At 65.7% G+C, this 21,312-nt stretch carries 21 protein-coding genes; 11 read left to right on the top strand and 10 right to left on the bottom strand.

All coding sequences use genetic code 11. The annotated features are described in order from the left end of the window. Nucleotides 1–77: 77 nt before the first annotated feature. Entirely contained in the window at nt 78–1,277 is a 1,200-nt protein-coding gene (locus B047_RS0113790; RefSeq protein WP_018467560.1) for an adenylosuccinate synthase, read from the top strand. 70 nt (nt 1,278–1,347) lie between these two features. Here the strand turns inward: B047_RS0113790 and B047_RS0113785 are convergent, their stop codons facing one another. The 3 genes from B047_RS0113785 to B047_RS16885 form a co-directional block, all read right to left on the bottom strand. Then, a complete protein-coding gene (locus B047_RS0113785) occupies nt 1,348–2,028 on the bottom strand; it encodes a queuosine precursor transporter (protein ID WP_018467559.1) in 681 nt (226 codons plus the stop codon). 114 nt (nt 2,029–2,142) lie between these two features. After that, nucleotides 2,143–2,670: a hypoxanthine phosphoribosyltransferase gene (hpt, locus tag B047_RS0113780; RefSeq protein WP_040779952.1), complete on the bottom strand. Its 528-nt coding sequence runs from the start codon at nt 2,668–2,670 to the stop codon at nt 2,143–2,145. Then, the gene (locus tag B047_RS16885; protein ID WP_018467557.1) at nt 2,633–3,547 is read right to left on the bottom strand and encodes a pseudouridine synthase; all 915 of its coding nucleotides are present in this window, start codon (nt 3,545–3,547) and stop codon (nt 2,633–2,635) included. The genes hpt and B047_RS16885 overlap by 38 nt, the downstream gene beginning before the upstream one ends. A 60-nt stretch (nt 3,548–3,607) precedes the next feature. On the opposite strand from B047_RS16885, the gene B047_RS0113770 reads away from it, so the two are divergent. Further along, nucleotides 3,608–3,940, top strand: coding sequence for a YegP family protein (locus B047_RS0113770; protein ID WP_018467556.1), 333 nt, complete (start codon nt 3,608–3,610; stop codon nt 3,938–3,940). Between the two features lie 147 nt (nt 3,941–4,087). Here B047_RS0113770 and B047_RS0113760 read toward each other — a convergent pair whose 3' ends face one another. Continuing rightward, the gene (locus B047_RS0113760; RefSeq protein ID WP_018467554.1) at nt 4,088–4,894 is read right to left on the bottom strand and encodes an enoyl-CoA hydratase/isomerase family protein; all 807 of its coding nucleotides are present in this window, start codon (nt 4,892–4,894) and stop codon (nt 4,088–4,090) included. Nucleotides 4,895–4,976: 82 nt separating this feature from the next. On the opposite strand from B047_RS0113760, the gene B047_RS0113755 reads away from it, so the two are divergent. Genes B047_RS0113755 through B047_RS0113745 form a run of 3 tightly spaced genes read left to right on the top strand, consistent with a single transcriptional unit; the run spans nt 4,977 to nt 7,546 of the window. Continuing rightward, nucleotides 4,977–5,435 carry a CBS domain-containing protein gene (locus tag B047_RS0113755; protein WP_018467553.1) on the top strand — a complete coding sequence of 153 codons (459 nt, stop codon included), beginning with the start codon at nt 4,977–4,979 and terminating at the stop codon, nt 5,433–5,435. After that, nucleotides 5,436–6,626: a cation:proton antiporter gene (locus tag B047_RS0113750; RefSeq protein WP_018467552.1), complete on the top strand. Its 1,191-nt coding sequence runs from the start codon at nt 5,436–5,438 to the stop codon at nt 6,624–6,626. Between the two features lie 47 nt (nt 6,627–6,673). After that, nucleotides 6,674–7,546, top strand: a complete 873-nt coding sequence (locus B047_RS0113745) for a C40 family peptidase (RefSeq protein ID WP_018467551.1) — start codon at nt 6,674–6,676, stop codon at nt 7,544–7,546. A gap of 67 nt (nt 7,547–7,613) precedes the next feature. Here B047_RS0113745 and B047_RS0113740 read toward each other — a convergent pair whose 3' ends face one another. Then, nucleotides 7,614–8,417 carry a DUF72 domain-containing protein gene (locus B047_RS0113740; protein ID WP_018467550.1) on the bottom strand — a complete coding sequence of 268 codons (804 nt, stop codon included), beginning with the start codon at nt 8,415–8,417 and terminating at the stop codon, nt 7,614–7,616. Nucleotides 8,418–8,479: 62 nt separating this feature from the next. Next, the gene (locus B047_RS0113735; RefSeq protein WP_018467549.1) at nt 8,480–9,832 is read right to left on the bottom strand and encodes an MFS transporter; all 1,353 of its coding nucleotides are present in this window, start codon (nt 9,830–9,832) and stop codon (nt 8,480–8,482) included. Between the two features lie 97 nt (nt 9,833–9,929). On the opposite strand from B047_RS0113735, the gene B047_RS0113730 reads away from it, so the two are divergent. After that, nucleotides 9,930–10,577 (top strand): helix-turn-helix domain-containing protein, encoded by a 648-nt coding sequence (locus B047_RS0113730; protein ID WP_018467548.1) that lies wholly within the window; start codon nt 9,930–9,932, stop codon nt 10,575–10,577. Nucleotides 10,578–10,584: 7 nt separating this feature from the next. On the opposite strand, the gene ald is transcribed toward B047_RS0113730, so the two are convergent. Beyond that, on the bottom strand, nt 10,585–11,691 hold the full coding sequence (gene ald / locus B047_RS0113725; RefSeq protein ID WP_018467547.1) for an alanine dehydrogenase: 1,107 nt from the start codon (nt 11,689–11,691) through the stop codon (nt 10,585–10,587). 111 nt (nt 11,692–11,802) lie between these two features. On the opposite strand from ald, the gene B047_RS0113720 reads away from it, so the two are divergent. Next, entirely contained in the window at nt 11,803–12,273 is a 471-nt protein-coding gene (locus tag B047_RS0113720; RefSeq protein WP_018467546.1) for an Lrp/AsnC family transcriptional regulator, read from the top strand. Nucleotides 12,274–12,354: 81 nt separating this feature from the next. After that, a complete protein-coding gene (locus tag B047_RS16880) occupies nt 12,355–13,506 on the top strand; it encodes a PKD domain-containing protein (protein WP_018467545.1) in 1,152 nt (383 codons plus the stop codon). A gap of 55 nt (nt 13,507–13,561) precedes the next feature. Here the strand turns inward: B047_RS16880 and pepF are convergent, their stop codons facing one another. Further along, on the bottom strand, nt 13,562–15,382 hold the full coding sequence (pepF, locus tag B047_RS0113710; RefSeq protein ID WP_018467544.1) for an oligoendopeptidase F: 1,821 nt from the start codon (nt 15,380–15,382) through the stop codon (nt 13,562–13,564). Nucleotides 15,383–15,431: 49 nt separating this feature from the next. Between pepF and B047_RS0113705 the strand changes: the two genes are divergently transcribed. Both B047_RS0113705 and B047_RS0113700 read left to right on the top strand, forming a co-directional pair. After that, the gene (locus B047_RS0113705; RefSeq protein ID WP_018467543.1) at nt 15,432–15,773 is read left to right on the top strand and encodes a winged helix-turn-helix domain-containing protein; all 342 of its coding nucleotides are present in this window, start codon (nt 15,432–15,434) and stop codon (nt 15,771–15,773) included. A gap of 4 nt (nt 15,774–15,777) precedes the next feature. Beyond that, nucleotides 15,778–16,440 (top strand): ribonuclease H1 domain-containing protein, encoded by a 663-nt coding sequence (locus tag B047_RS0113700; RefSeq protein WP_026234894.1) that lies wholly within the window; start codon nt 15,778–15,780, stop codon nt 16,438–16,440. A gap of 38 nt (nt 16,441–16,478) precedes the next feature. On the opposite strand, the gene B047_RS0113695 is transcribed toward B047_RS0113700, so the two are convergent. Beyond that, nucleotides 16,479–17,861 (bottom strand): tetratricopeptide repeat protein, encoded by a 1,383-nt coding sequence (locus tag B047_RS0113695; protein WP_018467541.1) that lies wholly within the window; start codon nt 17,859–17,861, stop codon nt 16,479–16,481. Between the two features lie 143 nt (nt 17,862–18,004). Here B047_RS0113695 and ftsH point away from each other — a divergent pair, with 143 nt between their 5' ends. Further along, the gene (ftsH, locus tag B047_RS0113690; protein ID WP_040779901.1) at nt 18,005–19,861 is read left to right on the top strand and encodes an ATP-dependent zinc metalloprotease FtsH; all 1,857 of its coding nucleotides are present in this window, start codon (nt 18,005–18,007) and stop codon (nt 19,859–19,861) included. A 93-nt stretch (nt 19,862–19,954) separates the two neighbouring features. Here the strand turns inward: ftsH and B047_RS0113685 are convergent, their stop codons facing one another. Next, the gene (locus B047_RS0113685) at nt 19,955–21,232 is read right to left on the bottom strand and encodes an LCP family protein (protein WP_245533750.1); all 1,278 of its coding nucleotides are present in this window, start codon (nt 21,230–21,232) and stop codon (nt 19,955–19,957) included. Between the last annotated feature and the right edge of the window lie 80 nt (nt 21,233–21,312).

The raw sequence follows: 21,312 nt of genomic DNA, 5'->3' as shown, positions 1-21,312 counted from the left end.
GCCAGCCTCACGACAACGCGCACGAGTATAGCACACCCCTGCAGCTATAGCCAAGTGCTGCGATAAACTGGGCCGGTATGCCAGGGATTGCGATCATTGGAGCCCAGTGGGGCGACGAGGGCAAGGGCAAGGTCACCGACGCCCTCGCGCAGGACGCCGACTTCGTGGTGCGCTACCAGGGTGGGGCCAATGCAGGCCACACCGTCATCGCCCACGGCAAAACCTTCAAGCTCAACCTCCTCCCCACCGGGGTGATTCATCCCCAGGCCACCAACGTGCTGGGCGACGGGATGGTGATCGACGCCTTCCGCTTCGCCGAGGAGCTGGCGGCCATCCGGGCCGAGGGCCTCGAGCCCAAGGTGCTGGTCTCGGAGAAAGCCCACCTGGTGCTGCCCCACCACAAGCATGTCGAGAGCCGCCACAACTTCGTGGGCACCACCAAACGCGGCATCGGCCCGGCTTATTCCGACCGCGCGAGGCGGGTGGGCATCCGGGCAGGCGACCTGCTCGACGAAGCGGTGCTGCGCGATCGGCTAGAGACCTTGCTCATCGAAAAACCCAACTCCACCCGCGAAGCAGGCTGGGACTCACCGGAAAAAGCCCTGGACGACCTCGAGCGCATGCGTGACATCCTGGCCCCCCACATCGCCGACACCGGCCAATTGCTGCGTGAGGCCATCAGGCAGGGCAAGAAGGTGCTCTACGAAGGGGCTCAGGCCACCCTGCTCGACCTCAACTACGGCGATTACCCCTACGTCACCAGTTCCCACCCCACCGTGGGCGGCATCATCGTGGGAGCCGGGGTCAACCACAAGGGCATCAACAAGGTCTACGGGGTGGCCAAGGCCTACGCCACCCGCGTGGGCAACGGCCCTTTCCCCACCGAGCTGCCCGAGGAGGAAGCCGAATACCTGCGGCAGAAGGGCGGCGAGTTCGGCGTGACCACCGGGCGGCCCCGCCGCACCGGCTGGCTGGACCTGCCGCTCCTGAAGTACGCCTGCGAGGTCAACGGCTTCGACGGCCTGGTGCTGACCAAGCTCGACGTGCTCAGCGGCTTCCCCAAGGTGAAGGTGGGGGTCGAGCACACCCCCGGCGGGGTGCGCTACGCCGAGCTCGAGGGCTGGGGCGAGCTGGCAGGGATCCAGAGCCGCGAGGCCCTACCCAAGAGCGTGCTAAAGCTGATCGAGATGATCGAGGAGTACACCGGGGTGCCGGTGGTGATGTTCTCCACCAGCCCGCGCCGTGAGGACACCTTCGGCGCGGTGAGCTGGGTCTGATACCAGATTCGGTTAGTTCGTCGCTTGAACAGGCCTTGTGCCTGCCCCTATGGCGTCTTGATCTCTTGATCTATCGACCCAGCGCGAAGGGATTGAAGTTGGTATCGCGGTCGTAGTAGTCCTCCCCCTCGTGCTTCTTGAGGAAGCCCACCACGGCGTAGGTGAGGGGGGTGAACAGCACCTCCACCCCCACCTTGAAGACGTAGTTGGAGACGAACACCGTCCACAGCAGAGCGTTGTCCCAGATGCCGTAAAAGGCGATCAGCAGGAAGATGCCGGTGTCGAGCCCCTGCCCTACCAGCGTCGAGCCGATGGTGCGCGTCCACAACCAACGCCCCTGGGTCGCCAGCTTGAGCTTGGCCAGCACGAAGCTGTTGACGAACTCGCCTACCCAGTAGGCCACCAGGCTGCCCAGCACGATGCGCGGTACCAAGCCCAGGACGGTGGAGAAGGCCTGGGCCGCGCCCTGGCTCTGCGGGTCGCCGGGAGTAGGAAGGAGGTTGACCAGGCCGAAGGTCAGCGTGGCCAGCATCAGCAGGAAGAAGCCCGTCCAGATCACCCGTCGGCTGCGCTTGTAGCCGTAGACTTCAGTGAGCACGTCGCCGAAGATGTAGGCCAGCGGGAAGAGGATGGTGCCCCCGTCGAAGGTGAAAGGACCGAGCAGGACCACCTTGGTCGAGGCGATGTTGGATACGATGAGCACCACCACGAACACGGCGGTGATGAGGTCTATGTAGCGATAGGTCTTCATGGGCGAGCCCTCAAAAAAGTTTACCGGCTCGAGGCGGCCATGAAATAGCCCACCCATAGGAGCGCACGACGTATGTCCCTATGGCGGTCGACCACCCACAATCGACGCCCAAGGCTAATCCGCCTGTGACGTGATAAACGGCAGGTTCCGGTCGAACTGCGCACGGTCGAGGCCGTAGCCGTAGACGAAGGCGTCCTCGATCTCGAAGCCCAGGTAGTCGATGGGCACTTCCACCCGGCGACGGGCCGGTTTGGAAAGCAGGGCGGCGACCTTGAGGCTCGCGGGCTGGCGGGCCTCGAGCATGCGCAGCAGGTAGTTGAGGGTGATGCCGGTATCGACGATGTCTTCGACGATGAGGACGTGGCGGCCCGCGATGGGGATGCGCAGGTCCTTGATCAGCTCGACCTCACCTGAGGTACGGGTGGAGCTGCCATAGGAGGATACCGCCAGAAAGTCGATGCTCAGGGGCAGCTCGATGGCCCGCACCAGATCGGCCATGAAGATGAAGGCTCCGTTGAGCACGCACACCAGGTGGGGCTGCTGGCCGGCGTAGTCCTGGGTGATCCTGGCCCCGAGGGCCTCGATGCGGGCTCGAATCTCGGCTTCAGTGATCTGAACGCTTCCTTTTCCGGGCTGGAAGATGCTCACGCTGCGATTTTACCCGAGCCGGGCGAGGATTTTGGGGTTGGGTCCGATCAGGCGAGGCCTCGGGTGGGCGAGGGTGGGGTCTGGCCTTGCGGGCATCCGCGGCTCCCCTGGGCTTTGCATGCGGCTTGGGTCGGTGAGCGGCCTCGAGCCCCTCCGACCGCGGACGGCGCGGCTTGGGCTTGCTGGGTTCGGCGGTGAGGGCGGAGATTTCCTCAGGGCCCAGGTAGCGCCACTCGCCCGGCTTGAGCTCGCCCAGCTCCAGCATCCCAATCCGGGTGCGCACCAGCCGCTCGACGGGATAGCCCACCGCTTTGAGCATGCGCCGCACCTCGCGCTTTCTGCCCTCGGCCATCACCAGCCGGACTCCACCGCTCACGGGTTTTGCCTCGATGGCTCGAGCCAATCCATCGTCCAGCTCGACCCCTTCCACCAGCTTCCTGCAGGCCGCCTGCGAGAGTTCCCCACCCCTGCACCAGGCCCGGTAGACCTTGCGCACCCCGTAGCGCGGGTGGGTGAGGCGCTGGGTGAGATCGCCGTCGTTGGTGAGCAAGAGCAAGCCCTCCGACTCGCGGTCCAAGCGGCCCACCGGGTGAAGGCCGGGCACGTCGGGCACGAGCTGGTAGACGGTGCGCTCGGCGTGGCGGTCACGCTTGGTGGTGGTGACGCCAGCGGGCTTGTGCAGGGCGATGACCACCTTTTTCTGCGGCAACCGCACCCGCTCGCCGTCGAGGCGTACCACGTCCCCCTCCCCCACGCTCAGGCCGAGGCTGGCCACCTGGCCGTTGACGCTCACGCGCCCGGCCCGGATCAGCTCCTCGGCCTTGCGGCGGCTGGCGATGCCTGCTCGGGCGAGAAATTGCTGCAATCGCATCCCCCTTACTCTAAGCCAAAGCGCCGCCGTATCCTGAGGAGCAAAGCCAGGGAGGAAGCCATGGCAGGCAAGTTCGTGCTCTCGCGCACCGCGGACGGGCAGTTCGTGTTCAACCTTCAGGCTCCCAACGGGGAGGTCATCCTCACCAGCGAGCGCTACGCCAGCAAGGACGCCGCTTTGGCGGGCATCGCCTCGGTGCGCTTCAACGCGCCCATCGAAGCGCGCTACGAGCGGCTGACCTCGAGCGATGGCCGACCCTACTTCGTGCTCAAAGGAGCCAATGCTCAGGTGATCGGACACAGCGAAGCCTACAGCTCGCCGGCAGCCCGCGAGCAGGGCATAGAATCCGTCGGGCGCAACGCCCCGGAGGCCACTCTCGAGGACCGCACCTGAGGCCACAGCCTCCAAAGCCCCATACAATGGACCTATGCTCCTCCGCACGCTGGGCGGACTCGAGCTCGAAGGCTCCAGTTTTGGCCGCCTGAAGCCACTGCTGTTGCTGACGTATCTGCTGGTGGAGGGGGCCTTGGCCGAATTGCCCTAGAGCGGCGCTTTCTTCTGGAAATTGGGCCTACGCTTTTCTTTCAGCGAAGCCAGGCCCTCTTTGGCGTCCGGTCCCATGAAGCCCAGGAATTCCAGCGCCAGCGAGGTGTCGAAGGTCGGGCCGGCCAGGCGCAGCCAGTTGTTGAGGGCGTACTTGCTCCAGCGCAGGGCGGTGGGCGAACCCTTGGCCAGCCTGCGGGCGATCTCCAGCGCCTTGCCATACACCTCGGGGTCCTCCACGCACAGTGAGACCAGCCCCAGCCGCTCGGCTTCCTCGCCGCTCATGGGCTCGTTGAGCAGCAGGTAGTACTTGGCCTTGTTGAGGCCCACCAGCAGTGGCCAGACGATGGCCGAGTGATCCCCGGCAGCCACCCCCAAGCGGGTGTGCCCGTCGAGGATGCGGGCGCTTTTCCCGGCCACGGTGATGTCGCACAGCAGGGCCACCGCCAACCCGGCACCTACGGCGGGCCCCTCGAGCGCCGCCACGGTGGGCTTGGAGCAGTTGATCACGTTGTAGACCAGGTCGCGGGCCTCCTTCCAGACCCGCACCAGCGCATCGTAATCGCCGATCATCTCCTCGATGAGCTCGAAGTCCCCCCCGGCGGAGAAGGCCCCGCCCTCCCCCCGCACCAGCACCGCACCGATGCTCTCGTCGGCGTCGATGTCGCGCCAGACATAAGCCAACTCGCGGTGCATCTGGGCATCGGCGGCGTTGAGGCGACCGGGGCTCGAGAGCAGCACCTCGAGCACCCCTTCCTCGGGCTCGGCAAAGCGCAAGCGTCGATAGGCGTCTTTCCAGGACATGCCCACAGCTTAACGGGTGGCCTGACTGCGTTTTGCACCTGGTATCGGGCGTCCCGCGTTCGGTGGCTGTTAGAATGCCCGCATGCAAGTCAAGGAGCTGATGAAGCCTAGGCCCTACACCGTCCGGGGCGACGAGCCGCTGATCGTGGCGGCGGAACGGATGCTCGAGCACAGGCTCGGAGGACTGCCGGTGGTCAACGAGAAAGGCCAGCTGATCGGGCTGCTGGAGATCGACGACCTGCTGCCCAAGCCCGAGAACGTACCTTTCTCCACCGTGCAGGCCCTGCAGCTCTTCGGGGAGTGGGTGGATCCGGGTTCCATCGAGAAGATCTATGCCCACTACGCCAGGATTCCGGTACATCAGGTCATGCGCACCGAGGTGGCTACGGTGCGCCCTGAGGACTCGCTCGAGACCGCCCTCACCCGCATGCTGGAGGGCCAGCAGTACCGCAGGGTCTTAGTGATCGACGAGCACAACCATCTGCTGGGTACCCTCACCCGCAGCGACTTCTTGCAGCTATTCGTGCGGAGGGGGGCTTAGATGCACGGGGCAGGACACCTGCTCGAGGTCTTCTTCCTGCTGCTGGCCGCCCAGTTCATGGGCTGGCTGTTTCGCCGCCTCAATCAGCCTGCCGTCATCGGCGAGGTGCTGGCCGGGGTGCTGGTAGGGCCTGCGCTGCTGGGCCTGGTACACGAGGGCGAAGTGCTGGAGTTCCTGGCCGAGCTGGGCGCGATCTTTTTGCTGTTCATGGTGGGGCTCGAAACCCGCCTGAAGGACATCCTGGCCGTGGGCAAGGAGGCCTTCCTGGTGGCGGTCCTGGGCGTGGCTTTCCCCTTCGTGGGGGGCTACTTCTTCGGGCTGGCCATCGGCTTCGAGCAACTGCCTTCGCTCTTTTTGGGCACCGCGCTGGTGGCGACGAGCGTGGGCATCACCGCGCGGGTGCTGCAGGAGCTGGGCGTGCTCTCGCGCCCTTACAGCCGCATCATCCTGGGCGCGGCGGTGATCGACGACGTGCTGGGCCTGATCGTGCTGGCGGTGGTCAACGGGGTGGCCCAGAGCGGGACGCTCGAGCTGGGCACCGCGGTGCGCATCAGCCTGCTGTCGGTGGTCTTCGTGGGCAGCGCCGTGCTGCTGGTGCCGCTGGTGGGGCGCATCCCAATCCGGTCTCTGCCGGTGGGCAGCCCCTTCGGCTTCGCCCTGCTGGTGGGCGTGGGGCTGGCCTCGCTGGCCGCTACCATCGGGCTCGCGCCCATCGTGGGGGCCTTCCTGGCCGGGATGCTGCTGGCCGAGGTACGCGAGGAGTTGCGGCTGGAGGAACCCATCCAGGCCGTCGAGGGCTTCCTGGCCCCCCTCTTCTTCGCCATGGTGGGGGTGCGGCTCGAGCTCTCCGCCCTGGCCAGCGCCAGCATCCTGCTCTACGGCAGCGTGGTGCTGCTCATCGCCCTGCTGGGCAAGCTGCTGGGAGGCTTCCTGGGCGCCTTTTCCCAGGGCTTTCGTCGGGCGGTGGTGGTGGGGGTGGGCATGGCCCCCCGCGGCGAGGTGGGCCTGATCGTGGCCGCGCTGGGCTTGGCGGCAGGCGCGGTCAACGAGGAAGAATACGCCTTGGTGCTGTTCATGGTGGTGGGCACCACCCTGCTGGCTCCCCTCTTCCTGCGCCCCAGCATCACCTGGGCCGAACGCGCGCTTGAGCCCAGGGCCGGCCAGGAAGCCATCGACGAAACTCGAGGGTAAAGCAAATTTCAGGTGGGGAGCGCGAGGGCTGTGCTACACTCGGCCTAATGAAAGCCAAAGCCCTGCTCCCCTGGCTCCTGGGCGCAGCACTGTGTACTCAGGCTTTCATCGTGGCTCAGGGGAACACCGCCCCTCCCCCCTCGCAGGCCACCTATATCGTTCAGCGCGGCGATACCCTCTACTCCATCGCCCGGCGCTTCGGCACCACGGTGGCCACTTTGATGGAGCTCAACGGCCTGACCAGCAGCGCCCTGAGCCCGGGGCAGGTGCTCAAGTTGCCGAACAGCGCCCCGACCCCCAAAGCCCAGCCCAAGTCCACCGCCTCTGAACCCATCCCCAACACCTATACCGTCCAGCGTGGCGATACCCTATATTCCATCGCCAAGCGCTTCGGCAGCAGCGTCGAAGCGCTGATCACGCTCAACGGGCTCAACTCTCCGACGCTCGAGGTCGGTCAGGTGCTCAAGCTGCACCCCGAGGCGGCGAAGGCCGGCGAAGCCACGGCGGAGGCAGGGGGGCTCGAGTACGACCCCAACCATCCCCTCATGCCCGTCATCCTCAAGTACCTGGGTCTGGTCTACAAATACGGCAGCAACTCCGACAGCACCCTCGACTGCTCGGCCTTCGTACAACGCGTCTACGCCGACATCGGCGTGCACCTACCCCGCACCAGCCGCGAGCAGTACGCTGCCCTGCCCGAGGTGGCGGGGGAGTTGCGCCAAGGCGACTTGGTGTTCTTCAGCTTCGGCGGCAAGGACATCGACCACGTGGGCATCTACTTAGGCCGGGGCGTCTTCGCCCACGCCAACAGCTACGCCAGCCGGGTGGTGATCGAGGGGCTCTCCACGCCCTATTACCAGAAGACCTACCGGGGAGCCCGACGCCCCGACCTGAGCGCCGTGGCGCGAACGGGGCCATGAGCAAGGCTCCAACCGGCTGAGGCGGGTGCGGCTACGCTCGCCCATGGGCGAGTGTTTGTGGAAGCGGTCAAAACCCGGCCTCCTCGAGCAGCTCCCGCAGCACGCGCAGGTTCTCGAGGGCATGGCCTTTGGTGGTGTTGTTGAAGATGAACCAGGCCTGGCCGATGTCCTCCTGCTCGCGGGCCTCGGCCAGCGACTGGACCCAAAAAGCCAGCTCATCACGGCTGTAGCGGTAGTCGTGGCGCTCAGACTGGTCCTTGCCCTCGTACCACTTCTCCTTGTTGCGCCCGGAGAGCCGGATGTAGACGACCTCGCCGGTGACGTGGAGCCGGTTCTTGGGCAGGCCCGGCAGCGGGGGATAATCGGTGCTGACCCAGATCAACCCCGCCTTCCTGAAGGCCTCGCGCACCTCGTCGTTATCCCAGGAGTGGTGGCGGAACTCCACGGCCAGGCCGCCCGGTGCCAGGACCCGGTCGCGGAAGCGCTCGACCAGGGCCGCAAAGTACTTGCGGTTTTCGGGGGTGCGGTGGAAGCGCTGGGGAAACTGGGCCAAAAAAGGCCCCAGCACACCCGCATTGCGCAGGGGGGCCACCGACTCGAACAGGCGCTTGTAGTCCTCGTCGGTGGCGTTGAGCTCATGGGTCATGCTCTGGTGGATCTTCACGCCCCAGTGCACCCGGCCCCCGCTCTTCTTCAGCATGCCCTCGAAAGCCCGCACACCGGGAATGTTGTAGAAGGAGGAGTTGAGCTCGACCGCGTTGAAATGCTGGGCGTAGATGGAAAGCCACTGGTCTTTTTTGGCCTCGGGCGGATAGATCAGGCCCACCCAGTCCTCGTTGGAATAGCCGCCGGTGCCCAGGTAGAGCTCCATCCCTCTAGTTTAGCCGCGCCGGAAGCGATTGGCGCATCACCTGCTCGAGCAAGCCGGAAGCTTCAGAGGACCGGGGCGGCGGGTTCGGGCGGTGGAGCCTGGTCGTGGTCGGGAAGCAGGGTCTCGGCGTCGCGCACAGCCGGGAACAGGTAGCCCCCCAAGCCCACCAGCGCGCCCAGGATGCCGGTGAACACCAACATCAGGGCGATCCCCGCGCCCGGCCCCGTGCCCACCAAGCCGCCGAAGGTGCCCGCCAGCGCTCCGCCCGGCATCATAGCCGGGGTCATGAGCTTGTCGGCTACCGGGCCCGCCAAGAGCATGGCGAGGGGATTGGCGACCCAGGCGATCATGCGCCGGGCCGAGAAGACCTTGCCCTGCACGTCCGGGGGCACCTTGGCCTGCCAGATGGCTTGATTGGAGCCGTTGAGGATGGGGATGATCATCAAAGCGACGAAGCTGGCGAACGCCCACAGCGCCACGCCCTGCCCCAGGCCCATCAGCAGGCTGCCAAAGAGGCTCGAGAGCACCATCCCCAGCAGTACGCCATGCACTTTGCGCCTGGGGCCGCCCCAGGTCGAAAGCAGCAGGCCGCCCAACACCCCCCCAATCCCGGCGGCGGTGCGGACGATGCCCAGCGCGGTCTCGTCGTTGGCGGTGCGGCTCAAGACCATGGCCGGCAGCACCGACTGACCAAAGGTAGCGAAGAGGTTGAGCAGGAGAAAAGTCGTCTGCAGGCCCAAAAGGCTCGGACGGGCGAAGATATAGCGAAAACCGTAGGCTGCCTCTTGCAGCAGGTTCCCCCGGCCCTCGAGCCCCGCCGCGCTCTGCCTGGGCTGAGGTACCTTCACCGCCAGCAGGGCCCCCAGGGCCACCAGGAAACTCGCCAGGTCGATGGCCAGAAGCCCCCCAATGCCGATCGGGCTGTAGAGCAGCGCCGCCAGGATGGGGGCGCCGATCCCCGCCACCGACTCGCTGAGGGCCATCAGGCCGTTGGCCCGCGCGTACTGCTCCTTGGGCACCATGGTGCTGATGGCCGCCGAGAAGGCGGGCCACTGGAAGGCCTGGAAAGCCCCGGTGATGGCCGCCGCCAGGTAGAGGTGCCAAATCTGCAGGCTCCCCCCGAGGTAGAGTCCATAGACCACCAGGGTGGCGAAAGCCGAACCCAGGTCGGAGAGCATCATCATCCGCTTGCGGTTGCTGCGGTCGACGAGCGCTCCGGCAAAGGGCGAGACCATGATCAGGGTCAGGAAATGGAAGAAGCCGAGCAGGGCCAGCGAGGTCGCCAGGCCAGTCTGCTCGTAGGCCCACAGCATCAGCCCAAACTGGCTCATCTCGGAGCCCAGGATGGAGACCAGTTGCCCTGAGGCCACCAGGGTGAAGCCAGGAAGGCCGGTGGGTACTCTGAAATTCCGCATACGAAGCCAGGCGCAGGCGCCTTTGACAGCGCAACCGTGCCCTAGGTTAGCGGCCCTCTACTCAGATTAGAAGCCAGCGTGTAGAGTAGTAAGGAACATGATTGCAACCGTGGAAATTCCCTCGATGCTGGAGGTCAGGAACCCCCTGGCAGCGCGCATCCTGGCCGATCCCAATATCGCTTTGTGGCTCAAACCGTTCATGAAGGCCGAGCTCTCGGTTAAGGAAGCCGCCGAAACCCTCAAGGTACCCTTGCAGACGCTGCACTACCGGGTCGAGCAGATGGTGGAGGCGGGGTTGCTCGAGGTCGTGGGCCTGGAAGCCCGGCGCGGGCGGCCCATCAAGCGCTACCGGGCTACCGCGCTAGGTTTCAAGGTACCCCTCGAGCTCATCCCCCCCCGCATGCTCGAGGACCTCGAGGGCGCAGTGTTCTGGTCGCGGCAGCTACAAGAGGGCCTGGAGCGCACCCGCAAGCTGCCGAAGTACCGCGACTACCTGATGGTCTATCTCAACGAGCGCGGCCTGATGATCTTCGGCTCGAGCCACGAGAAGGTGCGCCCTAAGATCCTCGCAGAGGACGAGCCCGCCGTGCTCAGCCTGTGGAGCGCCGGCCTGCACCTCAGCCGCGAGGACGCCAAATCCCTGCAAAAGGAGCTGTGGGAGCTCTACCAGCGCTATCACGAACGCCAGGGCCCCGAGCGCTACGTACTACACCTGGGCCTGGCGCCGCACCCGGATGGCAATTAAAACGCCCTCACGCCAACGCCTCTTCGGCAGGCGTATAGGGTAAGCCAAAAGCCTCGGCCACGCCTTTGTAGGTGAGCTTACCCTGGTGGGTGTTGAGGCCCTTGCGCAAAGCAGCGTTGTGGCGCAGGGCATCCAGGCCCTTCTCGGCCAGTTGCAGCAGGTAGGGCAGGGTCTCGTTGGTGAGGGCGAAGGTGCTGGTACGGGGGACGGCGCCGGGCATGTTGGCGACGCCGTAGTGCACCACGCCATCCACCACGTAGGTGGGGTCTTTGTGGGTGGTGGGGCGGATGGTCTCCACGCAGCCGCCCTGGTCCACCGCCACGTCCACGATGACCGCGCCCTCCTTCATGGTGGACAACATATCGCGCCTGACCAGCTTGGGAGCCTTGGCGCCGGGAATGAGCACCGCACCGATCAGGAGATCGGCGTGCTGGATCGATTTCTTGATGTTGGCCTCGGTGGAAGCCAGGGTGATGACGCGCCCGCCGAAGACGTCATCGAGGTATTGCAGCCGGGCTTTGGAAACGTCCAGGATGGTCACCTGAGCCCCCATGCCCAGGGCAATCTTGGCAGCGTTGGTGCCCACCACGCCCCCGCCGATGATCACCACGCTGGCCGGAGCCACGCCAGGCACCCCACCCAGCAACACACCCCTCCCACCATGGGGCTTCTCGAGCGCCGCCGCCCCCACCTGGGGCGCCATGCGCCCGGCCACCTCGCTCATGGGGGTGAGCAGGGGCAAGGAGCCGTCCTCGAGCTGCACCGTCTCGTAGGCAATGGCGGTGGTTCCACCCGCCAGCAAAGCCCGCGTCAGGGGCTCATCGGCGGCCAGGTGGAGGTAGGTGTACAGCAGCAGATCCTTGCGCAGGTACTTGTACTCCTCGGCGATGGGCTCCTTGACCTTGACCACGATCTGGGCCGCCCAGGCCTCCTCCGCCGAGACCATCTGAGCCCCAGCGGCCTCATATTCCGCGTTGGAAAGGCCCGAACCCACCCCAGCCCCTCGCTGCACCAGCACCTTGTGCCCACGCCGTACCAAGCTCTCCACGCCGCCCGGAGTGAGGGCCACCCGGTTCTCCAGGGTTTTGATCTCTTTCGGCACGCCAATGACCATGGCTTCCTCCTCGCTTTTCCCACAAGCTTAGAACCCGATGTCGCAGTTTTGAATGCGAAAGATCCGTGAATTGGGCTAAACCGGCTTAGATCGTTAGGTATAATTCCCCTCGTGGCTTACGATTCAAGCAAGCTGCTCGACGCGACCAACCTGGCCATCCTGCGCGAGCTACAGCAGGACGCCCGGCTGTCCTACAGCGAGCTCAGCCGTCGGGTGGGCCTGAGCGTACCCGCCGTAACCGAGCGGGTACGACGGCTCGAGGACGCGGGAATCATCGAAGGTTACGGGGTGCGACTGAACTTCGAGGCGCTGGGCTACGGCATCACCGCCCTCATCGAGCTCTCGGCCCCACCCAGTCGCTACCCGCAGGTCCTGGCTTTCTGCGAACAGACCCCCGAAATCCGCGAGAGTTACTTCGTGACCGGCGATTCCTCCTACGTCATGCGGGTGGTGGCCCGCTCGGTGCAACACCTCCAGGAGATCATCCAGCGGCTGGGCACTTTTGGCAGCACCCGCACCGCGGTGGTGCTCTCGAGCCCCATCATCAAAACCAGTTTCGATCTCGAGCAGCTCAGGCATTGACGCGGCTTAATGTAGGTCTAACCCTCATGACCCGCGCGCGGCCTTTGCTATGCTTAGCTCAGTGGTTGCAAGGAGGTGTCAATGAAACGCATTTCGCTGATGTTTCTCTGTACTGGCTTGGCGGTATTGTTGACCGCCTGCCCCATGAACAAGCCTCCCACCATCACCGCCTTTCAGGGCGTACCCAGCAGCGGCGCCGCCCCTCTGACGGTGACATTTTCCTGGACTATTTCCGACCCGGATGGCGATGCCCTGACCTGCAAGCTGGACGTGAATAACGACGGTACCTTCGAGTACACCATCAACAATTGCACCAGCACCAGCACCCAGCAGCACACTTATTCCACCGCTGGCGCCTATACCGCCAAGCTACAGCTCGAGGATGGAAGGGGCGGCAGCGACTCCAGGACCACTTCCATCACCGCAACCACCCCTCCCAGCGACCCCTACAACATCACGCTACGCTTTACCGGGACCCTGACTACCGGCCAGCAAGCGGCTTTTGACGCCGCCGCCGCGAAGTGGGGACAGGTCATCACCCAGGGCTTCGCCAGCATCAACCTCAACATCTCCGCCGACGAGTGTGCCAGCGGCTTCCCCGCCTTCAACGGTTCGGTGGACGACATCCTCATCGACGCCGCCGTGGTGACCATCGACGGCCCGGGCGGCATCCTGGGCCAGGCCGGGCCGTGCTTTACGCGAATCTCCAACGACCTCACCGTCTACGGCATCATGCGGTTCGACTCCGCCGACCTGGACGCCCTGGAAAGCAGCGGCCAACTCGACGAGGTCATCTTCCACGAGATGGGACACGTGCTGGGGATCGGCACGCTGTGGAATTACAACCGCTCGCTGCTGACGGGGGCGGGCACCGATACCCCGCTGTTCGTAGGGGCCAAGGCCGTGGCTGAATGGCAAGCCCTGGGCGGCAGCGGCAACGTGCCGGTAGAGAACTGCAGGGACAAGAACAACAACCCCATCTCGGGTTGCGGGTCCGGAACCCGCGACGGCCACTGGCGTGAAGCGGTCTTCGACAACGAGGTCATGACCGGCTACCTCAACAGCGGGGCCAACCCCTTGAGCAAGGTCACCATCGGCTCGCTGGAAGACCTCGGCTACAGCGTCAACTACAGCGCCGCCGACCCCTACACCCTGCCCAGCCTCCAAGCCTCCAGCAGCGCAACCAAGATCCCTTTGAACATCATCCTGATCACGCCCAAGGGTAGCCGCTAGCCTCATCAAACGAAGAAGCCAGGGGCCTCCCCTGGCTTCCTTGCTGCCTGTGGGCTTAGCCGACGAGGGCTTCGAGCTCGTCCACCATGCTGCTGAGCACCCCGAAGCCGCGCTCGAGCGGCTCGGGGCGGGTCATGTCGATGCCGGCGATCCGGAGGGCCTCGAGGGGGTACACCGAGTCGCCCGCCTTGAGGAAGTCCAGGTAGCGCTTCGCGGCGATCTCGCCCTGCTCGAGCACGTCGCGCGCCAGCGCGTTGGCGGCGGCGATGCCGGTGGCGTACTGGTAGACGTAGAAGGGACTGTAGAGGTGGGAGAAGTTCATCCAACCCGAGCCCAGCCGCTCTTTATCGATCTCCACCTCGCCGCCGTAGCCCTCGGCGAAGAGCTCGGCCAGGCGCTCGATGAGGAAGGAGGCGGTGAGGGCCCCGCCCCGCTCGATGCGCTCGTAGAGCTCGAGCTCGAAGCGGGCGAGGGTGGGCATGACGAAGAGGTAGCGGTGGAAGTTGGAGAAGGCTTCCTCGAGCACCGCCAACCGGTAGGCGGGGTCTTGGGCCTCGCGCAGCAGCATGGAGCGCACCATGGCCTGGTTGAAGTTGGAGGCCACCTCGGCGATGAACAGGCTGTAGCGGGCGTAGATGGCGGGCTGGGCCTCGCGGGTGAAGTAGGAGTGCATGGAGTGGCCCAACTCGTGAGCCAAGGTGCTCAGGGAGTAGAGGTCGTCGCTCCAGCTCATGAAGATGTAGGGGAAGGTGCCCTTGAGCCCCGAGGAATAGGCCCCGGCCCGCTTGCCCTGGTTCTGGCCCCAGTCCACCCAGCGCTCCACGAACAACCCCCGGCGCATGGGCTCGACGTACTCCCTCCCCAAGGGCTCCATGCCCCGGCAGATGATCTCGCAGGCCTCGGCGAAGGTAAGCTTGGGGCTTTGGACGATGGGGGCCGGCGAGTCGTAAATGGGCACGTCGAAAGTGTGCAGTTTGCCCCCCATGGCCTTCTTGCGTAGCCGCCAGAAGCGGTGCCAGGTGGGGAGGTTGGCCCGGAAGATCGCCAGCAGGTTGTCGAAGACCGCGCGGGGAATGTTGTCCACGGTGCGGCTGACGGAGAGGGCCATCTCGAGGCTGCTCTTGTAGCCGCGGGTCCTGGCCTGGAAGGCGTAGGCCTTGATGCTGCCCTGAAGGGTGGAGGCCAGGGTGTGCTTGAAGGCTAAGTGGCCGTCGGCGTAAGACTCCCAGGCCGCCTTGCGCACCGCAGGCTCAGGATGAACGAGCAGCTCGCCCACCGTGGCGTGGGCCACCGGGAAGCTCTGCCCGGCGTACTCCACGGGCCTGAAGGTCATGTCGGCGTTGGTAGCGGCGGAAGCCGTGGCGCTATGCCCCGCCAGGGGGTCGCCCACCTCGGCCAGCACAGCCTCGACCTCGCCGCTGCGGACGAAGGGCTTGCGGGTCTGCAGGGCTTCGAAGTAGTGCCGGTAGAGCGCCAGTTGCGGCTCGGCCTGCATCCATGTCTCGAGCCGCTCGAGGGGAATACCCAGAACCTCTGGCTCGATGTAGGCTGCCGCTGCCCCCAGGCGAGCCAGGGCCCCCCGGGCCTGGGTCAGCATAGTGGTGTAGAGCGGGTCCGAGCCGTCGGTGGAGTGGTTGAGGCTGGCGTATACGAGCACCTTGCCCACCTCGAGCTGGAGCCGGTCGCGAAGCTGCAACGCCCGTAAGAGCATCTGCGCCGACTCCCCTAGCCGCCCCCTGAAGGGCTCGAGCTCGCTCAGCGAGGCCAGCGCGGCCTCCAGGGCCTTTTGCCACTCCTCGCTCGAGGCAAAGAGGGCTTCGATGTTCCAGGTCTGTTCTTTGGGCAACTCCGAACGTCGGGGCAGGGTATTGACCATGCACAGATTGTACGAAGCCCGCAGAGGCCAAGGCGCGTAGACTGAGGTCATGCGACCTCGGGTGAAGTTCTGGCTCGAGAGCCCGGAAGGCAAATACCTGATGGGGCCTGGGCTATACCGTCTGCTCTTAGCCGTAGCACAGCAGGGCAACCTCAAGGAAGGAGCCCGTCGCATCGGGGTGAGTTACCGCAAGGCCTGGAGCCAGGTGCGCGAAGCCGAGGAGCGGCTGGGCTTCACACTGCTGCACAAGCACTCGGGCGGCGAGAGCGGCGGGAGCAGCCAGCTCACGCCTCAGGCCCAGGAGCTGCTCGAGCGCTACGGCAAGGTGGCGGAGGGGCTCGAGCGGGTAGTCAGGGAGCAGTTTGCCAGGGCTTTCGAACCAGTGGAGTAGAACTATGCCAAAGACGAATAGATATTACGTGGTGTGGGAAGGCCGCCAGAAGGGCATTTTCGACACCTGGAGCGCCGCCGAAGCCCAGGTTAAGGGCTATACTGGGACCAAGTACAAAGCCTTCGAGAGCCTCGAGGCCGCCCGCGCCGCCTTCGCGGGCGAGCCCCACGAGCACATCGGCAAGAAGCCCAAGGCAGATTCCCCTTTGGGAGCGGCTGGCACCGCTACGCCTAAAGCCGGTTCCCGGCGCATCCTGGCCAACCCGCCCATCTGGGACAGCTACAGCGTGGACGCCGCTTGCAGCGGCAACCCGGGGGTGCTCGAGTACCGCTGCGTCCACACGGGGAGCCGGGAGGTCGTCTTCGCAAGGGGTCCCTACGACGCGGGCACCAACAACGTCGGTGAGTTCTTAGCCCTGGTGGAAATCCTGGCTTTGTGTGTGAAGAAGGGCGACCCCCGCCCCATCTACACCGATTCGAAGACCGCCCTGGCCTGGTTGCGCAACAAGAAGGCCAAGCCCCAGAACCCCCAGCGGTTGAACCCACTGCTGCTCGAGCGGCTGGCTCGAGCCGAAGCTTGGCTGGCAAAGCACAGCTATCCCAACCAGGTGCTCAAGTGGGACACCGGGGCCTGGGGGGAAAACCCGGCGGATTACGGGCGAAAGTGAAGGGGTGCGGATCGCGCCCCCACGTCGTAGGCAAGCGGCTAATTCAGCGTCCGCCCGCCCAGCATGCCCCGGGCCCGCTCGGCGTAAGCGGTGAGGGTCTGGTGCCACTCGTCGGCCTCGGTGAGGTAGGGTAACACCTCGTGGCTGCGCGAGAGCATCTCGGCGGGGTTTTCATAGCCCATCTGGGCGAGGGTGTCGACGATCATCTCCTGGGCGGTGATCCAGTCGCGGCTGCCCTCGGGGGCCTCGGCTACGGCCTCGCGGTAGTGCTTGAGGGCTTGCTGGAAGTTGAGCAGGTCGTAGGCCAGGTGACCCAGGATGATGTGCCCGGCGGCCAGAGCCCCCTCCTCCAGCGCCTCCCGCGCCGCTTCCTCGGCCTCGCTGTAGCGCGACTGACGGTAGAGCACCTCGGCCAAGTCGCCCAGGGCTTCGCCGGGGTAGTCGTAGTCGGGGTCGCGGATCACCTGGCGCAGGGCGGCTTCGGCCTGCTCGAGGTCGCCCGCGTCGAGGGCCGCCACGCCCAGCTCGTGCAGGGCGTAGGTGCGGTCGGTGCCCTCGGAGCGCTCGACGGCTTCGCGGAAGGCCTGGATGGCCTCGGCGTACTGGCCCAGTTGCATCAGGGCCTGCCCCTGCACCAACGGGGTGCCGTGGGCGCGCTCGGCTCCGGCCTCCTCCAGCAGCCGGGCCCGCTGGATGGCCTCCAGCGCCAGGCTGGGGTTGCCCAACAGCAGCTGGGCCCGGGCGGTGAGGTAGTAGCGGGTGGCGGCGTCCTCGGGGTCCTCGAGCGAGGGGTCGAGGCCCTCGGCCTCGGAAAGGTAGCTCATCGCCTCCTCCAGCACCTCCAGCGCCTCCCGGCCCTGGCCCGCCTCGACGAACATGGCCCCCGCGTCGAGGAGGTTCCAGTAGCGCTCCATGCCCACCGACAGCTCGGCTGCACGGCGGTAGGCTTCGGCGGCCTGGGCGGGCTGGCCCATGCGCTCGTGGGCCTTGCCCAGCAGGTTCTGAGCCCGCCAGGCCAGAAAAGGCGGCAGCTCGAGCCCCTGGCTGAGCAGGGCGATGCTCTCCTCGGGCACGCCGAGGTAGAGCAAGGTCTGGGCCTGGTGGAAGCGCACCCGCGCATCCTCGCTCGGCTCGAGCAGGGGCCGAACCTCGTGCTCGGGGGCCCCTTCGAGCGCGCGCGCTTCGGCCAGCAAAGCGCGGAACAAGGGGTCTTCCTGCAAAGTCGGAACGGCGTTGGCGCCGTGCTCGAGAGCCCGGTAAATCCCCTCGATGCCGCCTTCGCCATAAAGCGTGTAAGCCTCTGCCAGCAACAAGGCAGCCTCGGCAGCCTCGCTGCCCTGAGCAAAAGTCAGGGCACGCACCATCACCTCGAAGGCGGTGTCGTAATCCCCTTGGTACAATGCCTGTAACACCCGCTGCATCAGGGGCACGATAACACGCTGGGAGCCGAGGGCAAAGGGATGAGGGTGACATCTTCGGGGGCATCGCCGTAGGCAGGCTTTCCGAATGCCAGAACCCATTCCTCATGCCGGACTGGAGTACCATTGTTCCTTAGGAGGTTACGTTGTCCACACGCATCAATCCTTGGACCATTGTCATCGTGTTGCTGCTGGGCTACTGGCTGTTCAGTCAGTTTAGCGGCAACAGCAGCCGCGCCACGCTTTCTTATAGTGAGTTCCTCAGCTTTGTCGAGCAGGGCAAGGTGCAATCGGTGGTGCTCCAGAACGGGCGTATCTCGGGCGAGTTCAAAGCACCCGAGCGCCTCGAGGTGGGCGGTCGCTCGGTGGTCGAGCGCCGCTTCAGCCTGCCCTCGGTCCCCCGTGAATTCGCGGACCAAAACCTGATTCCCCTGCTCAGAGCGCAAGGAGTCCAGGTCTTCACGCGCGAGGACTCGATCTGGCCCCAGCTCCTGTTCAGCTTCCTGCCCATCCTGCTCCTCATCGGCTTCTGGTACTTCTTCTTCATGCGCGCGCAGGGCGGGGCGGGCCAGGTGATGCAGTTCGGCCAGAGCCGCGCACGTCAGTACGGCAAGGAACGCCGGGTCAACACCACCTTCAAGGACGTGGCCGGCCACACCGAGGCCAAGCGCGAGCTGATGGAGGTCGTGGACTTCCTCAAGAACCCCCAGAAATACATCAGCATCGGGGCCGAGATTCCCAAAGGTGTGCTGCTGGTGGGGCCGCCGGGGACCGGCAAAACCCTGCTGACACGCGCGGTGGCCGGGGAGGCCGGGGTGCCCTTCTTCTCGGTCTCGGCCTCGGAGTTCATGGAGATGTTCGTGGGGGTGGGGGCCAGCCGGGTGCGCTCACTGTTCGATGAAGCCCGGCGCAGCGCTCCAGCCATCATCTTCATCGACGAGCTCGACTCCATTGGCCGCAAGCGGGGTGCGGGGATCGGCGGGGGCCACGATGAGCGCGAGCAGACCCTCAACCAAATCCTCTCCGAGATGGACGGCTTCGAGAAGGACACCAGCGTGATCGTGCTGGCCGCGACCAACCGGCCCGACATCCTCGACCAAGCCCTGTTGCGGCCAGGACGCTTCGACCGGCAGGTGGTCATTGGCTTGCCGACCCTCGAGGAGCGCAAGGAAATCCTGCTGGTGCACATGCGCGGCAAGCCCATCGCCCCCGACGTCGAGCCCACCGAACTCGCCCAGATCACCCCCGGCTTCAGCGGGGCCGACCTGAAGAACCTGGTCAACGAGGCCACCCTGCAAGCCGCCCGCAGCGGTAAAACCCAGGTCACCATGGAGGATTTCCGCCTGGCGCTGGACAAGGTGGTGCTGGGCCTCGAGCGCGGCTCCCTGCGGCTTTCCCCCGAGGAAAAGCGGGCCGTGGCCTACCACGAGGCCGGTCACGCCATCGTGGGCGAGGTGCTGCCCCACGCCGACAAGACCGAGAAAGTCTCCATCGTGCCGCGCGGCATGGCGCTGGGGGTGCGCTGGAGTATGCCCCAGGAGCGCATCCTGATGAAGCAGGAGTACCTCGAGGACACCCTGGCCATGACCCTGGCCGGGCGGGCCGCCGAGGAGAGCTTCATCGGCTCGGTCTCGACCGGAGCCGCCGACGATTTCAAGCGCGCTACCCAGCTAGCCAAGCAGATGGTGCTGGACTGGGGCATGGGCGAGCACTTCCGCAACCTGGCTTGGGGCTCCGACTCCGGCCCGGTCTTCCTGGGCGAGGAGATCGCCCGTAAGAAGGATCACTCCGAGGAGACCGCCCGCCTCATCGACCAGGACATCGAGCACATCCTCGATAAGGCCTACGACCGGGCCAAGCTGGTGCTGCAAGAGCACGCCGAAGCCGTGCACAAGGTGGCCGAAGAGCTACTGCAAAACGAGACCATCCTGGGCCAGCGGGTGCGCGAAATCCTGGCCGAGACCCAAAAGGCTCCCCAGCCCACCACGGCAGCCGAGGGGTAAGGGACGGCGAGGGCCAGTGGCCGAACGATGCTGAAGGGCCGGGTCTTGAGATCCGGCCCTTCCTATACCCCTCCCCTGGCCCCCCGCATGCGTTCACTGCCCCGAAGCCAGCATGCGCTGCCCCAGGTCGCTGCCGATCAGCACGATCACATCGGCCTCTTCGGGATAGTCGGGGTCTTTCTGGAGCTCGCCGATGCCCAACAACTGCTGGATTTCCCTGGCCCACCCCTCGAAGGCGGCCTGCTTGTAGATGACCCTCGAGACCTCGCTGGGCCTGGCCGCGGTGCCGGTGCGCTGGACGCGGTAGCCCTGCTGCTCCAGACGGCCCGCCGTGGCCCGCGCCACACCGCCCAGCCTCGAGGCGTTGTACACGCTCAGTCGCACCAGCCGCCGCCCGGCCTCCTCCTCGCCTTTCAGCAACCAGTCCACCAGGGCCTGCGAGCGAGCGCGGTCGAGGTTGTAGTAGTAGGCCCCGCCGTAGTAGCCTCCCTGGCCGGGAAGGGTGGTGCTCCGCAGCTCGCTCAACCCCGAGCGCCCGAAGCGCGCCCCCAGGGCCAGGAGCTGGGGCCTCGCGAGGTCGGTCTCGACCTCGCGGAATACCACCTCGGCGATGGCCTCGAGGCGCAGCAGGTTCTGCGGGGTCATGGCCTGCTGGGCCATGGCGCGCAGGAGCTGCTGCTGGCGCTCGGTGCGGCGGATGTCGCCCTCCTCCTTGGAGTGCTTGACGGGGTAGATGGGGACGCGGTTGCCCCAGCGGTCGAGCTTGTAGGTGTTGACCTCGCGGAAGCGCACGAAGCCCACCGCCTGCTCGCCGTTGATGAACTGCCGCCCTTTGGGCAGGTGGATGTGCAGCCCGCCCCAGTTGTCGTCGTAGTGCATCTCGTCGATGGTCTCGACCCACACCCCCCCTAAAGCATCGACGATGTTCTTGATGGCGGTGTCCTTGATGATGACGTAATGGTCGATGGTGAGGTCGAAGGTGCGCTCGAGGGTCTGCTTCAAGAGCTCGACCCCGCCCCGGCTGAAGGTGCCGTTGATCTTGCCGCCGATGCCGTCGGGGGCCACCACGTAGGTGTCGCGGGGCACCGAGACGGCTGCGGCCTGGCGCCTGGCCAAGTCGAGCGAGAGCAACATGATGGTGTCGGCGCGGGCGTTCTTGGTGTAGGGCATGCCGCGCGAGTCGTGGTTGTAATCCTTGCCCACGATCAGGATGTTGACCCGCTCCTTGCCCCAGAAGAAGTCCTGCGGCTTCTGCACGATCCGCAGCAAGGTGGCCGGGGGAACGTGCCCCGCGATGGCCGAAACCGTCTTGTACAGCCAACCCAGCCCCACCAGGACGGCAAAGAGTAAAACCCATCGCAGCACACGCATGTACATCGCCCCTGGAGGGCCTGCCGCCCTCTCAGTCCCCCACCTTAGCAGATAAGGATGAAAATTATGGCGTCGTACGC

The organism is Calidithermus timidus DSM 17022 (assembly GCF_000373205.1).
Taxonomy (GTDB): Bacteria; Deinococcota; Deinococci; order Deinococcales; family Thermaceae; genus Calidithermus; species Calidithermus timidus.
The sequence above is the reverse complement of the archived record's forward strand: the minus strand, read 5'-3'. Positions and strand labels throughout refer to the sequence as shown.

What these genes read in the sequence shown, in the direction of transcription:
- B047_RS16885 (WP_018467557.1), bottom strand. Translation starts at nt 3,547, where the DNA reads ATGCGATTGCAGCAATTTCTCGCCCGAGCAGGCATCGCCAGCCGCCGC.
- B047_RS0113705 (WP_018467543.1), top strand. Translation starts at nt 15,432, where the DNA reads ATGCGACCTCGGGTGAAGTTCTGGCTCGAGAGCCCGGAAGGCAAATAC.
- B047_RS0113750 (WP_018467552.1), top strand. Translation starts at nt 5,436, where the DNA reads ATGCACGGGGCAGGACACCTGCTCGAGGTCTTCTTCCTGCTGCTGGCC.
- B047_RS0113700 (WP_026234894.1), top strand. Translation starts at nt 15,778, where the DNA reads ATGCCAAAGACGAATAGATATTACGTGGTGTGGGAAGGCCGCCAGAAG.
- B047_RS0113785 (WP_018467559.1), bottom strand. Translation starts at nt 2,028, where the DNA reads ATGAAGACCTATCGCTACATAGACCTCATCACCGCCGTGTTCGTGGTG.
- B047_RS0113755 (WP_018467553.1), top strand. Translation starts at nt 4,977, where the DNA reads ATGCAAGTCAAGGAGCTGATGAAGCCTAGGCCCTACACCGTCCGGGGC.
- B047_RS0113745 (WP_018467551.1), top strand. Translation starts at nt 6,674, where the DNA reads ATGAAAGCCAAAGCCCTGCTCCCCTGGCTCCTGGGCGCAGCACTGTGT.
- B047_RS0113685 (WP_245533750.1), bottom strand. Translation starts at nt 21,232, where the DNA reads ATGCGTGTGCTGCGATGGGTTTTACTCTTTGCCGTCCTGGTGGGGCTG.
- B047_RS0113740 (WP_018467550.1), bottom strand. Translation starts at nt 8,417, where the DNA reads ATGGAGCTCTACCTGGGCACCGGCGGCTATTCCAACGAGGACTGGGTG.
- B047_RS0113695 (WP_018467541.1), bottom strand. Translation starts at nt 17,861, where the DNA reads ATGCAGCGGGTGTTACAGGCATTGTACCAAGGGGATTACGACACCGCC.
- pepF (WP_018467544.1), bottom strand. Translation starts at nt 15,382, where the DNA reads ATGGTCAATACCCTGCCCCGACGTTCGGAGTTGCCCAAAGAACAGACC.
- B047_RS16880 (WP_018467545.1), top strand. Translation starts at nt 12,355, where the DNA reads ATGAAACGCATTTCGCTGATGTTTCTCTGTACTGGCTTGGCGGTATTG.
- B047_RS0113790 (WP_018467560.1), top strand. Translation starts at nt 78, where the DNA reads ATGCCAGGGATTGCGATCATTGGAGCCCAGTGGGGCGACGAGGGCAAG.
- B047_RS0113735 (WP_018467549.1), bottom strand. Translation starts at nt 9,832, where the DNA reads ATGCGGAATTTCAGAGTACCCACCGGCCTTCCTGGCTTCACCCTGGTG.
- B047_RS0113730 (WP_018467548.1), top strand. Translation starts at nt 9,930, where the DNA reads ATGATTGCAACCGTGGAAATTCCCTCGATGCTGGAGGTCAGGAACCCC.
- B047_RS0113770 (WP_018467556.1), top strand. Translation starts at nt 3,608, where the DNA reads ATGGCAGGCAAGTTCGTGCTCTCGCGCACCGCGGACGGGCAGTTCGTG.
- ald (WP_018467547.1), bottom strand. Translation starts at nt 11,691, where the DNA reads ATGGTCATTGGCGTGCCGAAAGAGATCAAAACCCTGGAGAACCGGGTG.
- B047_RS0113760 (WP_018467554.1), bottom strand. Translation starts at nt 4,894, where the DNA reads ATGTCCTGGAAAGACGCCTATCGACGCTTGCGCTTTGCCGAGCCCGAG.